Here is a 19092-nt window from a genome sequence, read left to right as displayed (position 1 = left end):
TCTGCTGTCCGCAAGGCTCTCAACGCTCGCGATCTGCCAGAGGCCGCGCGCGCCGTTCTCGCCTTCGGGGCGTCGTGGTCGCCGATCGCGCTCGGCACGGTTATCGGTGACGCGCTCCAGCTCGCCGCGCTGCAAGGCCGCGAGGCGGTATTTCTGGACGGTGAGACGGATGCGAGCTTTGCGGAGCCGGACGTTTTCAATCAACCGTTCAAGGAACAGATCGACTATTTCAGGCAGAAGCGCGTCAAGCCGACGAAGGCTTGGACCGATGCCATGCGCGGGGTTCACGATCGCGCGTTCGTCATCGCGGGTGCTACCGATCTCGACATGTTGTCGGACTTCCAGAACGCCATAGCCAGGGCGATCGAAGACGGAACCACGCTCGACGACTTCCGCAAGGATTTCGATCGGATCGTTGGGCAATACGGTTGGGAATACAACGGCGAACGCGGTTGGCGCACCCGCGTGATTTTCGAGACCAACATTCGCACGTCGTTCATGGCCGGCCGGCTGAAGCAGATGCGGGACCCCGACGTCGTCAAGATGCGTCCGTTCTGGATGTATCGCCACGGTGAAACCCGCACCCCTATGAGCCCGCGCCGGCTGCACGTTGCATGGCACGGCAAAATCCTTCGTTGGGACGATCCGTGGTGGGATACGCATTTCCCGCCGAACGATTGGCTTTGCTCTTGCGGCGTCCGCACTCTGTCTAGGGCCGATCTGACGCGACTCGGCAAGACAGGACCGGACGACGCACCGGGCGCTTTGTTCCGGCCCGTGTTGGATCCGATTACCGGCCAACTCACGGAAGTGCCGCAGGGCGTCGGCTATGGTTGGGATTACATGCCCGGTGCTCAATGGGAGCAAGGATTGGTGCCGTCCGCGCTACTGGACGAAGGCACGCCAGCCCTCGGCAACCCGCGTCAGGCTGTGGAGATCGACACCCCCGAGCCGATCAGCACGCTTGTCGCTAACGCCAAGCCATTCGCTGCCAAACCGCTACCGGAGGGCTTGCAGCCTGAAGACTACGTTGCGGCCTTCCTGAAGCCATTCGGTGCGGAAGCCAATCAGGCCGTGCTTTTCACCGACGCGGCCGGCGACGTCGTACCGGTCTCCGACTGGCTGTTTCGGAACCAGAGTGGCGAGCTGAAGGTGATGAAACGAGGCCGCAACGTCCTGACGCCTTTGATGGCCGAAACCCTGATGGACCCCGATGAAATCTGGATGGGTGTTGCTCGGAAGAGCGATCCGACCGACCCGACTGTTGAAGAGCTTATCGTTGACCGTCGCTACATCCGCGTCGATCCCAAGACCGGCATTCAGGTGGTCTTTGAGATGGGGCAGCGGGTTTGGCAGGCTATCACCTCGTACAATCCGACTACGAAGAAAGGCGAGGTGGATTTCAACGCGATCGACAAGCGCCGGGGCGGCAAGCTGCTGTTCAAGCGAAAGGGAAAATAGAAAGGCCGGGATGATCCGGCCTCGCCACCGAAGAGCTATCTGGACCATCATCGGTCATTGCGTGTTCGGCGGAAGTCACAAACATAGTCTCAAAGTCAGGATTTGTCGACATGACCGGCATCAGCATCACCCATAGCGTCAGCATCAACGATGCCGACATGCTCGACCAGCTCGGCAAGCTTGTCGATCGAATGGAGAACCCGCTTGGCTTTTACAAGAACGTCGGGGAGCATCTGCGCAATTCGATCCAGGACAATTTCGAGCGTGAGACCGCACCCGATGGAACGCCGTGGCAGACGCTGAAGCCGCGCACGATCAAGGAACGGGAAAAGCGCCGCCTGACGCCGATTACCATCCTGCGCGCACGCGGCCGGCTTGTCGGCTCGTTCTCGGTTGCTGCCACGGCGACGGAAGCCCGCGTTGGGACGCCCGTCGAATACGCTGCAGCTCACCAGTTTGGTGCCGAAATCAAGATGCCGGCGCGCAAGCAGACGATCTATCAGCGCTACGATGCCAAGTCGGACACGCTTGATCAGAAATTTCGGCGCAAGGCGAACTCTAACTTTGCCCGTGAAGTCGAGATTGGCGAGCACACGATCAACATTCCTGCGCGTCCGTTCGCGGGCGTCAAGAAAGAGGACGAAACCATAATCATCGGCATCGCGGATGATTGGTTACGGGGCTAGTTAGTTGGGTGGCCTTGAAACTGATCTTTACCACCCAAGGGCGGCATGCTTATTTCAGATGCAATTATTTCGAGGCGCTTGGCGTGAGCCTAGGTGGGCAATGGATTAAGTAAAGATGTTTCGCGAGAACACGACATTCGTCATCGGGGCGGGCGCTAGCGCCGAGTTCGGTATGCCAGTAGGAACGGAACTAGCTCAAAGAATAAAGCGAAGCGCGGTTCTGCGAAACCTTGGCGCTCCGAAATCCGAAATTGGCGATCAGAACTTTTTTGAGACGCTTCTTAGGGCGTATCCAGCCGGAGAGCCGCGAGAGCGAGCGATCGCCGCCGCGCGCGCCATCCAGGGCGGTATCCATACGGCGGTTAGTATCGACGCTTTCATTGATCGGTTCCCGGAAGAGCGCGAAATTGCGAATCTTGGAAAAGTTCTGATCGCTCTGGAGATTATCAAGGCGGAAGATGACTGCAGCTTGACTGCAAAGCGAGAGCCGGATTTTGAAGCTCGTCCGGCCGCCCCCATGCTCAATAAGTCGGGAAAACAATTGATCAACCCCGATAACACTTGGATCGGGCACTTTTTCCGTATTCTTTGCGACGGCGTTCGCAATGCCAAGGATATTGGGCGGGGTGTCTCGATCGTCTGCTTCAATTATGATCGGTGTATTGAGTACTATCTTCGCAAGCAGATCGCAGCTGCCTATCGGATTACGTTGTCGGAGGCTCATGAGATCGTCATGGGCATGAACATAATTCATCCCTACGGTACGTTGGGGGAGCTGGCGTTGCATGACAGTGGTTACGGAGAGAAGAAACTTGGGTTTGGCCTCCATCCAAGCGACGTTGAGCTAGAGCACATCGCCGCGAACATTAAGACCTACACGGAGCAGCAACACGATCCCGAAACGATCGGCCGCATTCACGGTGCAATAGAGTTTGCCAGTGTGCTCGTCTTCCTCGGTTTTGGCTTTAACAATCAGAATTTGGACCTATTACGGGTGGATGGCGGTCCTGCCAAAAGGGAGCACCGGATTAACCCCGTAGTTTATTCAAGCGGCTATGGAATAGCTAAGCAGGTAGAAGACACGCTTAAACGGCGCATCCTTCACCTTCTCTACTCGCATCGACCGCATCACGATGCCGTAAAAAACCGGGTATCGGTTGAGTTCGGGCAGACGTGCGCGGAACTGTTTAGTGTGCACAATATGAACCTGTCTTCTTTCACCCGGGCCGTGTTCACGCCCGGAGCGCTTCCCGGCATAAGCGAGCGCACGGTCATTTCCTTTGGGGACGAGTAGACAGACGCTCGATCCTGTAACTTTCGGCATTAAGGATTCTGAAATGTTTAATCTGAGACCCGGCGACAGGTGGCGGTGCCCGTACTGTGGTACGAATACGTTCGTGACCAAAGAAAGCATCAGCGAGTCAACGATACAGGTCAACACGCGGTCGAAGCGCGGTCACGTCGGCCTTAGAGTCGAGTCTGTCGCCTGCGCGAATAGTGATTGCAGAGAGCTGAGCATCAATGTCCAGTTCGGAGATGTCGCGTTGCAACGTTCCACCACCGGCACTTACCTCCAAATGCAGCTTGACAGGTTCGAGCGAGCATTATTGCCTGAGGCTAGGCTGGTGACGCTTCCGACTGACGTTCCCGAGGAAATAGCTATTACATATCGTGAGGCCGTTCTTGTCGCCGAGGTTAGCGGAAGAGCCTCTGCTGCAATGGCACGGCGTTGTTTGCAGGGAATTGTGCGGGACTTTTTCAACATACCGAACAATAAGCGCGGAAACCTCGGCGCGGAATTGAGTTATGTCAGAAGCAGTATCGATCCAGAATTATGGGAGGCCATTCAAGCGGTTCGTGGGGTAGGCGATATCGGCGCGCACATGGATCAAAATGTCGACCACATCATCGACATTACCCACGATGAGGCAAAGTTGCTGATTGGTCTGATCGAAACGTTGTTCAAGGAATGGTACGAAGCTCGTGGGACGCGCAGAACCGCCACGGCTGCTTTGCGAGAACTCTTGGGTGATAAACGCGATCAGCAGAAGCAGGCAAAGAAAAATGCCACCCAGGACAGCCCAGAGGTCAGCGACAGCGAGGACAGCTTGACGACCGAATAGCTCTCCCTTCGGCTCCGAGAAAATAGCGGTTCCCAGTGCGCGCAGAACGGTCTGGCGGGCGATGATACCAGATTTCGGCGCAACCCCCGTTAGACCCCCGTTAGAAATCGACTGTGACGGCATCGCGCCTTGCCCTTGGCCTCCAGATTGCGCGCGGGACTTGAAACAACGATCGCCCTGACGCATTGTGTCCCTGACGGCGGCCGGGGTGAAGATTGACCGGACCTGTTGTCCTGAGGTGGCATAACCCACCCTGACGCATTGTCGTTTCCAGCAACGCACTGGAAACCGACATGCCGAACACCACTCCCAAGAAGACCGCCCGCATTGAGGTTTTCCGCACCGGCACCTTTACGCCGATGGAAGGCCAGCAGCTTTCATTCTCTGCCGCCGACCTGAAAGCGATGGCGGATGCCTACGATTTTGCGACGGCACCGGCACCTGTTGTCGTCGGTCATCCGAAGACGGACGCGCCGGCTTTCGGCTGGGCGCAAAGCTTCGACTACGACGCAAAGGCCGATCGGCTGTTTGCCAACGTCGGCGAGATCGCTCCGGCCTTCGCTGACGCCGTGAAGGCTGGCACCTACAAGAAGGTGTCGCTGTCCTTCCATCGCCCCGATGCTGCCGCCAACCCGGTTCCCGGTACGTGGTACCCGAAGCATATCGGTTTCCTCGGCGGCGCGGCTCCGGCTGTGACCGGTCTCCAGAACGTCCAGTTCTCGCAGCCTGACGATGCCGGCACCTGCACCGTCGAGTTCGGCGAACGCGGACTTGAGGAAACCGCCAGCATCCTGCGCGCTCTCCGCGAGTTCTTCATCGAAAAGTTCGGCATGGAAGACGCGGACAAGGCGCTTCCGGGCTTCCGCATCGAGTGGCTGGCCGAAACCGAGCTTCAGACGCCGGCCGTGCAGCCGTCGTTTTCCGCTTCACCTATCATCGAACCCAAGGAACCGCCCGTGACAAAGCCTGTCGATCCGGCCTTCGCAGCCCGCGAAGCCGAATTCACCACTCGTTTCGCCGACCTTCAGAAGCGCGAGCAGGCGCTTGCCAATGCCGCCAACGTCTCCTTCGCCGAAACGTTGGTAACGGACGGTAAGCTGCTGCCCGCGTCGAAGGACAAGGTTGTTGCGATCCTCAATGCGCTGCCGGCCGACACCGCCGTGTCGTTTGCGGACGGCGCGAACACCGTCACCGCTTCGGTCAGCCAGGCCGTCCGCGACGTCCTGTCGGCACAGCCGAAAATCGTCTCGTTCGGAGCAACCGATCTGCCGGAAGCCGGAAAGCAGGCCAGCGCCTCGTTTGCGTCTGACGGTCATGCCGTCGATCGGGAGCGCATGGAAGTCCACGACAAGGCGCTTGCCTATCAGCGCGCCCATCCGGGCACCGAGTACATCGCCGCCGTCAAGGCAGTGCAGTAACCCCCAACGGAGTTTCCAAGCATGCAGTTTTTTACTGAAGCCCTGTCGGACACCGTCGTTGCGACGACGGCAATCGACGCCTTCGATCTTGTCGGTTTCGACGACGCCAAGGTGGCCGCCGACGACGCGCCTGTGAAGGGCATCGCCAAAAACCCGGCCGCGATCGGCGAAAGCACCGCCGTGATCATGGTTGGTACTGGCCGCGTTCGCGCCAAGGGTGCCATCGCCAAGGGTGCCAAGGTCGTTTCCGCTGCGACCGGCGGCGTCAAGACAGCCGGCGCTACGCCTGCCAACGCCTTCGCCACGGCGCTGACCGCCGCTGCCGATGGCGAATTCGTCTCCATCCTCGTTCGATAAGGGCCTTTGCCACGATGACCACCGTTCTTAACGCACGCACCGCCGCTGTCGTCGATCCGATTCTTTCGACGCATGCACGCGGCTACCGCAACTCAACCTTCATTTCGCACGAGCTGTTCCCGCGCGTGACGATCCCGAACCGCTCGATGCGCGTCATCAAGTTCGGCAAGGAAGCCTTCCGGTTGCTGAACACCCGCCGCGCTCCAGGCGCGCAGAAGAAGCGCGTTCAGTACGGCTACGCGTCCGACCCTGTTTCGCTGGCCCAGGATGCGCTTGAGGGCGTCGTGCCGGTCGAACATCAGGAAGAAGCCGAAGCTGTTCCCGGTATCGATCTCGGCTCGGGCGCTATCAACATGGTGCTTGAAGTCGTTGACCTAGGGCTTGAAGTCGAGACGGCCGGCATTGCCCGCAACGCCGCCAACTACGACAACAATCACAAGGTCGCTCTGACTGGTTCCGACCGCTGGAAGAGCGAAGACAGCGACCCCAAGGCTGACTTCGACGACGCGAAGGAAGTCATTCGCCAGTCGATCGGCCGCTATCCGAACACGCTGGCGCTCGGGCCAAGCGCCAAGAACGCGCTCTGCAATCATCCGAAGATTAAGGAGCACTTCAAGTACACGTCGAAGGACAGCATCACCGTCGATATGCTCGCGGCCTATTTCGAGCTGAAGAGGGTTGTCGTCGGCGCGGCTGTCTACCTGCCGGAAACCGCAGCCGATTCCGATCTTGCCAACGACGTTTGGGGTGATGACGCCATCTTGGCCTACGTCCCGGATGCCGGCGACAATTTTCAGGTTCCGTCCTTCGCCTACACCTACGAGCTGGCCGGCTATCCGCAGGTCAATCAGCCGTATTTCGAAAACGGGACGGATAGCTGGATTTACCCGACCAAGGTCGAGCGCCGCCCGATCCTAACGGGAGCTGAAGGCGGGTTCCTGTTCCAGAACGCTGGCGCCACGCCGGCCTAACGGGAGACCGAAACCATGGATGACAACAAGGTATCCGTCACGCTCGCCAGCCCTGCAAAAATCGAGGGCAAGCGTGAACCTGCCGGCACGGTCGTGCTCGTCTCGGCTGCCGTGGCAAACCACCTTTACGCGGCCAGGGCGATCGGCACCGCGCCGCTCGTGTTCGACACGTCCGACACACAGACGTCGGCCGATTTCGACAGCGAAGTTGCGCTGACTGCCAAGATGCTGGCCGATGGCATCGTTGCACATGCCGTCACGGCCGCAGTCGCTCCGATCGTCGCCGAGCGTGACGAGCTGATTGGCAAGCTAGCCGAGGCTGAAGAGAAGCTTTTCGAGGCTGAAGCGCACCTTGAAAACGCGGCCTTCGACATGGCCAGCGAGCAGGAAAAAGCCATCAGAAATGAGGTGGAAGCCGCCGCCGAGCTGGACGAGCTGCGCAAGCGCGTTCCCGAGCTGGAAGCCGCTCTGGCGGAAGCCACCAAGGCGGGCGCTGCCAAAGCCATCAAGAAATAAGGGCCGTTCCGAAGTCTCCCAAGCCGGCCCTTATCGCGGGGCGGATGCCTCTACACCATCCGCCCCGTTCGGACTTCACCAATCCCCAACAAGGAACCTCGAATGCGCATTTGCTTCCTTCGATCCTGCATGCTCGGCGCTCTGGCAATCGTCGCCAGCGCCTTCTTCGCCAGTGCTCCGGTCTACGCGGACGTCTCCGCTGATCCCGGCTTCTATCGCGCCGTTCATGATTCGATTGTCGTTGTCATCGACGCGATCGACGTCGCGCCGACCAGCGTCGTTGTTGCCACCGATCGCCGCGACCTCGGCCTTCGCCCGGTTGATGTCACCGCAGCCGAGCCGCTGAAGCGGGAGTTTGCCGAGAGTTACGCGACCAACGGTCTCGTCTTTCTCAAACCGCCCATGCGCTGCTGATTTCTAACGAACGCGACTGCACCGGTCGGGTCGATCCCGGCCGGTGGCTCCCCCCTGAAGCAACGGTAATCGCTTATGTCCTACGCAACGCTTGAAGATTTGATTGAGCGCGCTGGCGAGACGGAAATTCGCCAGATTGCCGATCGCGACAATGACGGCGAAATTGATGCCGGCGTTATAGGCGCGGCGCTTGAACACGCTGACAACCTCATCAACGGGTATGTCGCGACGAAGTACACCCTTCCTTTCGCAGTCGTTCCCGATCTCGTCCGCACGTGGGCGATTGATATCGCGCGCCACCGCCTGCACCACGAAGCCCCGCCCGAATGGGTCATCACCGACTACGACAACGCGATTGCCGCGCTGAAGGACGTTGCCAAAGGCGCGATCACGCTGCCGATCGCCAGCGGCGAGACCCCGGCGACGTCATCAGGCACCACGATGTTTTCCGCACCTGAAGAGGTGTTTTCCGAACGCGGTTTGAGGGGCTGGTAATGATCAACACTATCGTCGAGCGCCTGAAGGCGGCCACCGATTTGCCGGATGTCGTCATGGCCGAGGATTTGGACGTCATCACCAAGTCCACCGCACGCCCGAGCGGAACGACGTTCGTCATTCCATTCCGCGAAAAGGCGAAGCCGAACACGCTGATGAGCGGCGGCTTTCGCCAGCACGTCACCGAGCAGTTTCTCGTTGCGATCATTCTCCGTCATCACGGCGATGCGCTTGGCGCAATGCGCGCCAAGGAGTTCAGCGGCTTCAAACACGCCATCGAACAGGCGCTTGCCGGTTGGGAGCCGACCGACATGAGCGAACCCTGCGAGCTTGTCGGCGGCGAAGGAACGCCGGTTGGCAACAACGCCACGGTCTACGTCCAGACGTGGGAAACAACACGATTTCTAACGGTTGAGGACTGAAATGGATCAGCCAAAAGCAGGCGGGCGTTTTGTCCGCGACCCCGAAACCGGCGCGCTCGCCAAGGTCTCCGAGGCGGTCACGCCTCCTGAACCTGAAGCCGCCGCCCTGACTGAAACTCCCGCACCGGCCGTCAAGGCCAGCACGCCAAGAAAGGCCGTTAGATGAGTGGTACCCGTTTTTTCCGTAAGCTCGCCATTCTGGTCAAGAACGAAACCGTCCAGGGCGAAGACGCCGAGCCGATCGCGGCGAATGCCGTCATCATGTCGAACGTCACGTTCACGCCTATGACCGGCGAACGTGTCTCGCGTGACCTGATGTTGCCATACATGGGTAACCAGGGCGTCATTCTCGCCGGCATCTTTGGCCGCTTGGAAGGCGATATCGAAATCGCCGGTTCTGGTGTTGCCGGCACCCCGCCGAAGTATTCACCGCTGCTACGCGCGGCCAACTTCGCCGAAACCGTCACGGCCGGCACGAAGGTCGAATATACCATCGTCGAAGACGAAGAGGAGTCGGCCTCGGTCTACTTCATCTCCGATAAGGTCCAGCACATCTTCGTTGGTGCCAAGGCCAATTTCGCGCCGTCGTTCGCGCCGAAGGGCATTCCGAAGTGGCGTGTGACCATTGTCGGCATGCTCGGCGAGATCACCGATATCGGCGTGATGCCTGCCGTGAGCAAAGTCGGTTGGGCGATCCCGGTTCCTGTCAGCAAGGCCAACACTGCCATGTCGCTGCACGGCTGGCCGTCCGTCGCTGAAAGCCTGTCGATCGACCTCGGCAACACGCTGACGCCACGCTTCCTAATCGGCGACGAAAAGGTGCTGGTTTCGAACCGTTCAGCCACCGGCACGGCTGTCGTCGAAGCGCGGGCGCTCTCCGATATCAACTGGTTCGAGAAAGCACTTTCCCGCGAACCCGGAAGCTTGTCGATCGCCCACGGCACTCAGGCCGGCAACACCATCACGATCACCGCGCCGGCCGTCCAGATCGGCGAGCCGACCCAAGGCCAGACGGACGGCATTCTAAACTATTCGCTGCCGCTCGATTTCACGCCGGTCAACGGCATGGACGAACTCAAGTTCGTCTTCACCTGATCCTTTCCCTCCAACCCAACTTTTCAGCTTCAGGAGACAAAGCATGAAATTCGTTATCGAGGAAAACTATCGCTATTTCTGGCCGGTCAAGGTTCGCATTCCCGACCCGGAAGCGGCCGGCAAGATCATCGAACAGACCCTGAAAATTCAGTTCGAACCGCTCCCGCGCGACGAAGCGCTTGCAGCTCAAGAGCGACACGAAAACCTCACCACGGCAAAGGAACGTGCGGACCATGAGCACGAGCAGTTGCTGCTTGTTTGCAAGAATTGGGATGACGTTATCGCCAAGGACGGCGGCGCGGTGTCCTTCTCCGAAGATCGTTTCCGCTCGGCGCTGCAAATGAGCTGGTTCCGCACGGCGGTCTATGAGGCCTATGCCGACAGCCTGAATGGGCAGGAAGCCCGCTTGGGAAACTGAGGGAAGCGGCGCGGGGTTGGGCGTATGCCCGCCTCGGCCGCTCCGATCCGCGAGCGACCGTCACAATTGATGAGGACGTTGCGGCCCAACTCGAACAGATGGGTGCCGCCGTCGATCCCTCACTGGTGACGGATGAGGCTAGCGAGGCGTTCAAAGTGTTTGCTCTCAATTGGGATAGCGTCACCGCCTTTCTCGCCTGTGAAACGCAATGGCGCGTGATCGCAGGCTCGTCCGCTCTGATCTGGACTGGCTTCGACTATTCCAGCGTTGACGTTGTGCTTCGCCGCTTCGACTTCGCTCCCGCCATCTTCGCTGACCTTCAGGTGATGGAGCTTGCAGCTCTCGCCGTTTTTGCAGGTGCCTCGGCATGACCAAGCAAATGGAATTCGAGCTTGTCTTTAAGGCGAACACCGCGTCAGCGCGAGCCGCGACGGCTGATCTCAAAAATGATGTTTCAGCGTTAGGAAGGGAGGCGTCCGAAACGGCCGTATCGCTGGATAAGCAAACCGCCGCCCTCGATCGCGATGCGCAGGCCATACGCAGGAACGCAGATGCGGCGAAACGGGCGGCAGCGGAAGAGAAGAAAGCACGTGACGAACTTCTGCGGGCATCCGGTGTTGGCACCCCGGCACCTCGCTCTACGCCGCAGGTTCCGAGCTTGCCGCCCGCGAATGACAATGCCAGCGCCGATCGCTACCGACGCCAGAACTTGACATATCAGGTTTTTGACGTCGGACAGACTGCATTCATGGGCATGAACCCGGCGATGATATTCGCCCAGCAGGGGCCGCAGATCATCCAGCTCTACGCCGGCCAGGGCGGCGTTAACGCGGCGCTCAAGGACCTCGGCGTTATCGCTTCCGGCGCGACCAAGCTGCTCAATCCGTTGACGCTCGGCGTCGGCGCGTTGGCCGCTGCCGCCGCGTTGGGTGTCATCTCCTACAGCAACTATCTGACCTCGACGAAGGAGGTTGCAACCGCCGCCGCTGGCCTCGGTCGCGCCACGGCAGGCACCGCAGCAGCGATGGAGCAAGCCGCGCGAGCTGGTGCAGCATCTGCCGGCATTTCGGTTTCATCAGCACGTGGGATGGAAGCGCAATTCCTTCGCACCGGTCGCATTGGCTCTGAGAACTTCGCCAGCCTGATCGGCATTTCCAAAGATTTCGCCGCGACGATCGGCATTGCCTCTAGCGACGCCGGCAGCGCTCTTTCCGAATTGTTCGCCGATCCGGCGCAGGCAGCACAAACCCTCTACGAGAAATATGGGCTGATTGATGCCGCCACGGCACGGCAGGCAACCAATCTTGCAAATCAGAACCGCCAGTCTGAAGCGCAGGCCGTGCTCTTGAAGGCGCTGCCCGATCGGCTTGCCGATGCGGCCGAAGCAACCACCGCGCTCGGTCGTGCATGGGACTTCGTCAGCACCAATGCCTCTAACGCTCTCGATTCGATTGGAAGCGCGATTGACGAGGCGATTTCGGGCAAGTCCGGTGCGGCTCGTATCGAAGAGCTGAAAAAGATATTGGCCCTGCCGCGCGTGCGAGGCCGCGAGGGGCTGCAAGCCGAACTTGATAAGCTGCTTGCAGATCAGGCCGCCGCCGAGGAGAAACAGCGACAGGCGGCGGAAAGCCGCAAAGGCGCGGCGTCCCTGACGATCGCCAATGCATCGAACGCGAATGCGAACTCGAAACGTGAGCAGGACCTTCGCAACGAAATTGCCGCCTTGCAAGCAGGACGCGGCGCACCGGGTATGGACAGCACGCAACAGGCTTCCATCGACACGGCCATTGACGCCAAGACGCGGGCGCTTGATGCCCTGATCAACCGGCAGCAGCGCGCTCTTGAGCTGGATCGGCTTGATATCCAGATTCAGAACGAGCGAAACCCGCTCCTGCGTGCCGAGCTGGAGGCCCGCCGCGCTCGCCTTCAGTTGGCAGGCGACGAGGTGTCGGCCGACACGATCGCCACCGAGGCGGCGCGGGCGCGGACCCGCGTTGTCGAAGAGACCATTGCTGCAGCCGCTACGCAGGCCAGCGATATGAATGCCGAGCTGGAAACGCGCCAGCGCCTCAATGCCATGGTGGCAAGCGGCGCGCTGACGTCGGCCGATGCAAACCGGCTGCTTCAGGAAGAGTCGGTTTTGCGCCCGTTGGTCGCCGCTGCCGCTGCCGCCGAAGGCGACGAAAAGGAGCGGTTGAACAAGGTCATCACTGATCTGAAGACGGGATATGCCAGCCTTGCGGCTGAGCAAAAGCGAGCTTCCGCGCTGGAGTATCTTCGCGGCCAGGACGAAAAGCTTCAGGAGCTCCGTCTTGAGAAGGCGCTGCTGGGCGAGAACGAGACCGTTAGAGCGCGTGCGCTGGCGCAGCTCGAAGCGGAACAGAAAATCCGCAGCATGGGAATTGAGACCACAAGCGATCTTGCTGCGCAATTAAGGGCGCAGGCTCTTGAGCAAGCGAACCTCAATCGAGAGATCGCGCGACAGGCCGACGCGTGGGGAAAGGTCAAAACCAGCGCAGAAGACAGCATCGACGGCATCGTTGATGGACTGATGTCGGGCGATATCGGCAGCGCGCTAGAAGGCGTCGCCAAAGACATCACCAGCATGTTCACGGAACTCACCATCAAGAACCCGCTCAAGAATGCGATCCTTGGCACGGACTATGGAACGCTTTCCGACGTCGGTGGTGTGGGGGGCATCTTTTCGAGGCTCTTCGGCGGCGGCGCAAAAGATACCGGTTCGTTGGTCAGCCAGGCGCTCGGTCAAACCGTCGGCTCGATGTCGGTTAATGCTGCTACCGTCATCGTAAATGGCGGCGTTAGCGGCGGTATTGGCAATCTGGCTTCCGGCCTCCTTGGGTCCAATGACAATGGAGGCGCGGCTGCGACCCCGACAAACCAGAGCGGTGTTGCCGCGCAGGTTTGGAACTTTTTTGCCTCCAAGGGCCTGAAGGACTATCAGGTTGCCGGCATCATGGGACATGCGAAGGCCGAAAGCGCCTTCAATCCGCTTGCCGTGGGCGACGGTGGCAACGCGCTCGGTCTGTTCCAATGGAATGATCGCGCGCCCGCGCTGCTGCAAGCGCTCGGGGGCCGGCAGAACCTCGGGAACGTCCAAGGCCAGCTCAACTTCGCTTGGAAGGAACTGCAAACCACGGAAAGCGCCTCTTATCGGGCGCTGCTGAACAGCCGGAACCTGAAGGAAGCCACGGCGGCATTTGGCGGTTTCGAGCGCCCGCATGGCTATAGCGCGAGCACGCCCGAAACGATGCACAATTGGACCGGACGCCTCAGCGGGGCGGAAGAGGCTCTTTCGAAGCTCGGTGCGACCACCAACAAGACTGCCCAAGGGCTTGGCAATCTCGGCACGGGATTCGATCAGTTCGGCAAGAACCTGACGAACGCTTTCCCCGCAGCGCCCTCGGGCGGCGGCGGGATTATGGGCTGGTTCAGCAAGCTCTTCGGCGGCGGCCTGACGAGCTACGGCACCTCGTTGCTTGGCAGCTCCTCGCAGTTTGCCTCTGCTTGGGCTGGCGGCGGCCTCGGGCTTTACGACGTCGGCGGCTGGACCGGTCCCGGCGCGGAAAAGGACGTCGCCGGCGTCGTTCATGCTGACGAATTCGTGTTCTCGAAAAAGGCTGTCCAGCGCGTCGGTGTCGCCAAGCTCGATGCCATGCACAAGGGTTTGCTGCGCGGTTACGACAGCGGCGGCTACGTCAGCGCCGGCAATGTCTATCCTTCGGCCGTGAATTCTAACGGGGCTTCTGGCTCCGGGCGTCCGTCCATCATCCTCAACAACTATTCCGGCGCGCACGTCGAGACCGAGGAAAAGGAAGACGATCGCGGCGGGCGGCAGACGATCTTCACGCTCTCGGAAGGCATCGCGGCAGGCATCGCCAAGAAGGGCGGAAAGGCCTCCCGCACGATCGAAGAACAGTATGGCGTTCGCCGCAGGGGGATTAACCGATGAGCGTCGCTATCTGGCCTGAAGACCTGCCGAGACCGGAACGCAACACCTATCAGCGAACGGCAGCGGAAGCGCGCCTGAAGCGTCAGGCCGAAGCCCCAACGCCAGCCTATCGACGCCGGTTTTCATCAGTACCGAAGATGGTGACGCTCTCCGTGATGCTGTCGCGCGCCGGCAAGGGCGTGTTCGATACCTTCTATGAAGAGGACACGTCGCACGGCGCGCTTCCATTTTACATGCCTGACCCGACAACGGACGGCTGGCCGATCCTGACTGGCGACGGCCAGCGCCTTCTTATGTCAGACGGTCGCCCGATGCTAATGGCGGCGCGTTGGTTGTGCCTCTTCGGTGACACGTTGCCGGTGGAGACCATTGTTGGTGTCGAGTTCCGTATCACTTTCAACGTGAGTGTGATGCCATGAGGCGCGTTTCGCTCAACGCCCGCTTGATGCAGGACGCATCGGCGACCGACGAAATCTATGTGGCGCTTTTCTACATCGAGCACGAGCTGCTGGACGCGCCCATTCGTCTCTCGACGGATAACACCGAACGGCTATCGGACGATCCGCTGACCTATGGCACGCGGTCTACGTGGATGGGCACAAACCCGGCCAGCAATCCGTTCTTGTTTGTCCTCGTCAGCGCAGTTGTTCCGTCCGATCTGGAAGATGCCCCGGCGTCGGGAACCTTCGTTCTCGAGAACATCGACAACGACATCGCCAAGCTGATGCGCAGCTTTACCAGCCTTGCGACGATCCACATGGCCGTCGTTCTGGCGTCATCTCCAAACCTCATTGAAGCGGAGTTCCGCGATATGAAAATCACCTCGGCCGACATCGATGCCGGCGAAGTCACCATCGAGTTTTCCCGCGAGGACATCGAGGAAGAAAAGTATCCCTCCGGTCGAATGACCAAGGATCGTTTTCCGGGGCTGCACCGATGAGCCATTGGACCAACCGCTATGTCGGCACCCCGTACCACGAGTTCGGCCATACGTTCGAAGGTGTCCATTGCTGGGGCCTTGCTGTCCTCGTCTATGCCGAAGAGCTTCGCATAACGCTTCCGACCTATTCCGGCTGCTATGTCTCGTTAGAGGAACAGGAGCAGATTGCTGCTCTGGTCGATGGCGAGCGCCGCGATCCCGTGTGGCGCGAGGTGGCTGGTGCTCGCACCTTCGATCTCGTCACCTTCCGGCGCGGCCGGCTGGAAACGCATATCGGCATTGTCGTGTCGCCCGGCTTGATGCTGCACGTGACGGCCGACGATCAGGCCAAGATTGAGCACTACAACACCGGCAAATGGCAGCCCCGTTTGACCGGCACGTATCGGCACGTGGCCACGACCAAGCGAGGTGGCGCATGAATGCCCTCGTGATGCCGGCCGGTCTCGCTTCAGCCGAACCGCGGAGTATTCCCGTTCTCGCGGCTCCCCTTCTTGATCCCGGCTGCGGACGCGTGGACATCGAGCTTCCGACCGGCCTGACCGTGGCGCAGATCGTCCAGGCGGCTCTTCCGAGCGCGACGCAGACCGACATGGCGCAGATGCGTGTGGTTCTCGTGTCGCGGCTCGGCTCGGTGGTGGTCGATCGGCAGCACTGGCACCGCGTTCGACCACTTGCCGGCGTCCACGTCGTCATTCGCATCGTGCCCGGAAAGAACATCCTTCGCTCGCTGCTTCAGATCGTCGTTTCCGTCATTGCGGCTGCCCTCGGGCAATATTGGGTCGGCGCTCTCGGGCTTGCCGGAACATTCGGCGGCACGCTGTTGGCGGCCGGCATCGGCATCGGCGTCAGCGTGCTCGGAAGCCTGTTGATCAATGCGCTTATCCCGCCGTCAAAGCCGAAGACGACGGATTCAACGCGCAATGAGACCTATACGATTTCCGGCTGGCAGAACCGGATCGATCCCAACGGCGTCGTTCCCGATGTCATGGGCACAATCCGCTATGCGCCGCCTTTTGCCGCGAAGTCATACACCGAAATCGTCGGCGATATTCAGTACATTCGAGCCGTCTTCAACTTCGGATACGGTGGCCCGAACGGGGTCGATCTATCGAAGTTCCAGATCGGTGACACCAAGCTTGATGACTATGACGAGGTCCAAACCGAGATCCGCGAAGGGCTGGCTTCCGATCAGCCGCTAACGCTCTACCCGAAGCAGGTCAACGAAGAGAACGTCGGCGCGGAGCTGGTTCGGCCATTGCCGCGAAACGATGCCGGCACGGTGATTTCGGGTCCCTCGAAATCGACCCCGATCATTCGCAGCACCGGCCCTGATGCGTCGGGCGCTTCCATCATCGTCGGGTTTCCGGCCGGCCTTGGTTCGGTCAACGACAATGGCGGCAACGTCAACGCAACGGTTGCGATCCGTGTAAGGCAGCGCCGTGCCAACACGGAAGCATGGACCGACGTCGTCACCCTCAACATCACGGCGGCGAAATTCGAGGGCTTCTATCGCCAGCACACATGGGATTTCCCGACGCGCGGTCGCTACGACATCGAAGTGGAGCGCATGACGGATGAGCACACGTCAACACGTACACAGAGCCGATCGAGCTGGCTTTCGCTTCAGACCTTGCGCCCGGAATACCCGCTTAACTTCAATCGGCCGCTTGCGCTCGTGGCGGTACGGGTAAAGGCGACCTATCAGCTCAACGGCGCACTCGACAATTTCAACGCCATCGCTGCCAAGCGCATTCCTGATTGGGACAAGACGACGGGCACATGGATCGTTAGAACCACCAGCAATCCGGCTTCGTGGTTCCGCTATGTCCTCCAGTCGCCGGCCAACCCGCGCCCGGTTCCTGATAGCTCCATCGATCTGCCGGCGCTTCAGAGCTGGCACGAATACTGTACTTTGAAGGGCCTGAAATACGACCGGGTGCACGATGAGGACAAGCTGCTGCGCGAGGCGCTTGCGGAAGTCGCCTTGGCCGGCCGCGCTCGCCAGCGCCATGACGGCATCCGCTGGACGGTGGTTGTCGATCGGCCGCAAGAGCTGGTGATCGACCACATCAACCCGCGCAACAGCGCGCAGTTCAAGACTACCCGAAACTACTTCGACCCACCTGACGGCTTCCGGGTCGCCTTTCTCGATGCCACCAACGACTACAAGCCGGCCGAACGGCTGGTGCCATGGCCGGGGCACTCCGGCGACATCACCTTGACCGAGGCGCTGGAGCTTCCGGGCAAGACCGATCCCGCCGAAATCTGGCGCGAGGCCCGTCGCCGTATGTACGAGGCCCAATATCGGCTGGACACCTATTCCGTCGTGCAGGATGGAGCCGTTAGAGTTGCCACGCGCGGCGATCTCGTCATGGGGTCGTTCGACGTTCTGGAGCGCACACAGGTCGCCGGCCGCGTGAAATCCGTCACCGGCAAGCTGATCGAGCTGGACGAAGCCGTGACCATGGTCGCCGGCCGCGATTACGCCATCCGCTTCCGCGTCTTCGTTGATGATGAGGACACGATCGGCGTTAGCGTCGTCAGGCCAGTCGCCACGATCGCGGGCATCCATCACACTGTCATGTTGATCGGGGACCACTCCGAACGCCCGTTGATCGACGACCTCGCGCATTTCGGACAGTCTCTAACGGAGAGCCTGCCGCTTGTGGTGACGCGGGTCGAATCCGGCCAGGACTTTGCATCGCTCTATCGCCTCGTTGATGCGGCTCCTATCATTGACGAGCTGACCGACGAAGAGGTGCCGCCAGCGTGGTCGGGCCGTGTCGGTGATGACGTTGGCGATGCGACGGGCCAACCTCCAGCGCCCGTGTTCACGTCCATCAAGACCGGGTTCAACGGCACCGGCTCCGAAGGCGGTTTGACTGTCCTGCTTCAGCCCGGATCGGGAGCGATCGTCAGTTCGATGTTCCGCCTTCAGCATCGCCTAAATGGGGCGACTGTCTGGAACTCAATCGACTTCGTTGCGGCAGACGGCGGCACTAGCGTCCCCGGCTATGCGACCGGCAATCCCGTTCAGCTCCGCGCCGCCGCGATCTCGCCGGCAGGCGTGGTTGGTTCGTTCACGACGGTTGTCAGCCTGACGATCGGCAACGATGACGCACCGGTTCCGACCGCGCTCGATAGCGCCACCATCTCGATTGGTGCCTTGCTCGGTGGCGCCAGCATTCTGTTCTCAACTAGCGACAATGCCGCCACCAAAAAGGTCCAGCTCTATCGGTCGATGTCCAACGTTCTCAACCGGGCAACGGACGCGATCGGGGTGGCGATCGACGTTGCGGCCTCTCGCAGCTACAGCCTGCCGGACGGCGACACGACGCGCGCGAACCTGCTGGCGAACGCGGGCTTCGACAGTGCCGCAAGCTGGACGCTCGGCACCGGTTGGACGATCGGCAGCGGCGTTGCCACCCACGCGGCCGGCACGGCGGCAGTCATCTCGCAGCCACTCGCGGCGACGACTGGAAAGACCTATCGCATCGCCGGCACGTTGTCGGCCGTCACTGCCGGCGCGTTGACGCCTAGGCTCTCGGGCGGCTCTAACGCTGATGGCGTTGCCCGCAGCGCGAACGGCAATTTCTCCGATCGCCTAACGGCGGTCGCCGGAAACAACGTCTTCGCCTTCTCCGCAAACTCCGCATTCGCAGGCTCGGTCGATAACGCCGTCGCCTTCCTTGAAACCGAAACCTGCCTGCCGGCAGGCACCCACTACTACTGGCTTGAACCGCAAAACGCAGACGGCGTGGCGGGTCCGATTTCCGGGCCTTTCTCCGTTGTCATCAGATGAGGAA

General features: G+C 60.5%; 20 protein-coding genes. All 20 read left to right on the top strand.

Annotated features, from left to right (window positions below; genetic code table 11):
* Nucleotides 1–273 precede the first annotated feature (273 nt).
* The 20 genes from ASE04_RS12845 to ASE04_RS12755 all read left to right on the top strand — a co-directional run bounded on the left by ASE04_RS12845 (nt 274) and on the right by ASE04_RS12755 (nt 19088).
* Nucleotides 274–1461 (top strand): PBECR2 nuclease fold domain-containing protein, encoded by a 1188-nt coding sequence (locus ASE04_RS12845; protein ID WP_244490390.1) that lies wholly within the window; start codon nt 274–276, stop codon nt 1459–1461.
* Between the two features lie 110 nt (nt 1462–1571).
* Nucleotides 1572–2147 carry a phage virion morphogenesis protein gene (locus ASE04_RS12840; RefSeq protein ID WP_056817771.1) on the top strand — a complete coding sequence of 192 codons (576 nt, stop codon included), beginning with the start codon at nt 1572–1574 and terminating at the stop codon, nt 2145–2147.
* A gap of 115 nt (nt 2148–2262) precedes the next feature.
* A complete protein-coding gene (locus tag ASE04_RS12835; protein ID WP_056817769.1) occupies nt 2263–3441 on the top strand; it encodes a hypothetical protein in 1179 nt (392 codons plus the stop codon).
* Between the two features lie 103 nt (nt 3442–3544).
* Entirely contained in the window at nt 3545–4270 is a 726-nt protein-coding gene (locus ASE04_RS12830; RefSeq protein WP_162260524.1) for a DUF4145 domain-containing protein, read from the top strand.
* A gap of 293 nt (nt 4271–4563) precedes the next feature.
* Nucleotides 4564–5688: a hypothetical protein gene (locus ASE04_RS12825; RefSeq protein WP_056817766.1), complete on the top strand. Its 1125-nt coding sequence runs from the start codon at nt 4564–4566 to the stop codon at nt 5686–5688.
* 21 nt (nt 5689–5709) lie between these two features.
* The gene (locus tag ASE04_RS12820; RefSeq protein ID WP_056817765.1) at nt 5710–6045 is read left to right on the top strand and encodes a capsid cement protein; all 336 of its coding nucleotides are present in this window, start codon (nt 5710–5712) and stop codon (nt 6043–6045) included.
* Nucleotides 6046–6059: 14 nt separating this feature from the next.
* Nucleotides 6060–7016 (top strand): major capsid protein, encoded by a 957-nt coding sequence (locus ASE04_RS12815; RefSeq protein ID WP_056817764.1) that lies wholly within the window; start codon nt 6060–6062, stop codon nt 7014–7016.
* Between the two features lie 15 nt (nt 7017–7031).
* A complete protein-coding gene (locus ASE04_RS12810; RefSeq protein WP_056817763.1) occupies nt 7032–7532 on the top strand; it encodes a hypothetical protein in 501 nt (166 codons plus the stop codon).
* Between the two features lie 102 nt (nt 7533–7634).
* A complete protein-coding gene (locus tag ASE04_RS12805; protein WP_056817762.1) occupies nt 7635–7946 on the top strand; it encodes a hypothetical protein in 312 nt (103 codons plus the stop codon).
* Nucleotides 7947–8021: 75 nt separating this feature from the next.
* The gene (locus tag ASE04_RS12800) at nt 8022–8441 is read left to right on the top strand and encodes a gp436 family protein (protein WP_056817761.1); all 420 of its coding nucleotides are present in this window, start codon (nt 8022–8024) and stop codon (nt 8439–8441) included.
* The gene (locus ASE04_RS12795) at nt 8441–8863 is read left to right on the top strand and encodes a phage tail terminator protein (protein ID WP_056817760.1); all 423 of its coding nucleotides are present in this window, start codon (nt 8441–8443) and stop codon (nt 8861–8863) included. The genes ASE04_RS12800 and ASE04_RS12795 overlap by 1 nt, the downstream gene beginning before the upstream one ends.
* 1 nt (nt 8864) lies before the next feature.
* The gene (locus tag ASE04_RS31175) at nt 8865–9029 is read left to right on the top strand and encodes a hypothetical protein (protein ID WP_200960712.1); all 165 of its coding nucleotides are present in this window, start codon (nt 8865–8867) and stop codon (nt 9027–9029) included.
* On the top strand, nt 9026–9958 hold the full coding sequence (locus ASE04_RS12790; protein WP_056817759.1) for a phage tail tube protein: 933 nt from the start codon (nt 9026–9028) through the stop codon (nt 9956–9958). The genes ASE04_RS31175 and ASE04_RS12790 overlap by 4 nt, the downstream gene beginning before the upstream one ends.
* 43 nt (nt 9959–10001) lie before the next feature.
* Nucleotides 10002–10376 (top strand): hypothetical protein, encoded by a 375-nt coding sequence (locus ASE04_RS12785; protein ID WP_056817758.1) that lies wholly within the window; start codon nt 10002–10004, stop codon nt 10374–10376.
* Between the two features lie 98 nt (nt 10377–10474).
* Nucleotides 10475–10747 (top strand): DUF1799 domain-containing protein, encoded by a 273-nt coding sequence (locus tag ASE04_RS12780; RefSeq protein WP_056817756.1) that lies wholly within the window; start codon nt 10475–10477, stop codon nt 10745–10747.
* Nucleotides 10744–14346, top strand: a complete 3603-nt coding sequence (locus ASE04_RS12775; RefSeq protein WP_056817754.1) for a phage tail tip lysozyme — start codon at nt 10744–10746, stop codon at nt 14344–14346. Before ASE04_RS12780 ends, ASE04_RS12775 begins: the two co-directional genes overlap by 4 nt.
* Nucleotides 14343–14765 carry a hypothetical protein gene (locus ASE04_RS12770; protein WP_056817753.1) on the top strand — a complete coding sequence of 141 codons (423 nt, stop codon included), beginning with the start codon at nt 14343–14345 and terminating at the stop codon, nt 14763–14765. The genes ASE04_RS12775 and ASE04_RS12770 overlap by 4 nt, the downstream gene beginning before the upstream one ends.
* Complete coding sequence (locus ASE04_RS12765; RefSeq protein ID WP_056817752.1) at nt 14762–15286, top strand: hypothetical protein; 525 nt, start codon at nt 14762–14764, stop codon at nt 15284–15286. The genes ASE04_RS12770 and ASE04_RS12765 overlap by 4 nt, the downstream gene beginning before the upstream one ends.
* Complete coding sequence (locus tag ASE04_RS12760; RefSeq protein WP_056817751.1) at nt 15283–15705, top strand: NlpC/P60 family protein; 423 nt, start codon at nt 15283–15285, stop codon at nt 15703–15705. Before ASE04_RS12765 ends, ASE04_RS12760 begins: the two co-directional genes overlap by 4 nt.
* Nucleotides 15702–19088 (top strand): host specificity protein J, encoded by a 3387-nt coding sequence (locus tag ASE04_RS12755; RefSeq protein WP_200960711.1) that lies wholly within the window; start codon nt 15702–15704, stop codon nt 19086–19088. The genes ASE04_RS12760 and ASE04_RS12755 overlap by 4 nt, the downstream gene beginning before the upstream one ends.
* Nucleotides 19089–19092: the final 4 nt, after the last annotated feature.

This window comes from Rhizobium sp. Root708 (assembly GCF_001429725.1).
GTDB lineage: Bacteria > Pseudomonadota > Alphaproteobacteria > Rhizobiales > Rhizobiaceae > Rhizobium.
The sequence above is the reverse complement of the archived record's forward strand: the minus strand, read 5'-3'. Positions and strand labels throughout refer to the sequence as shown.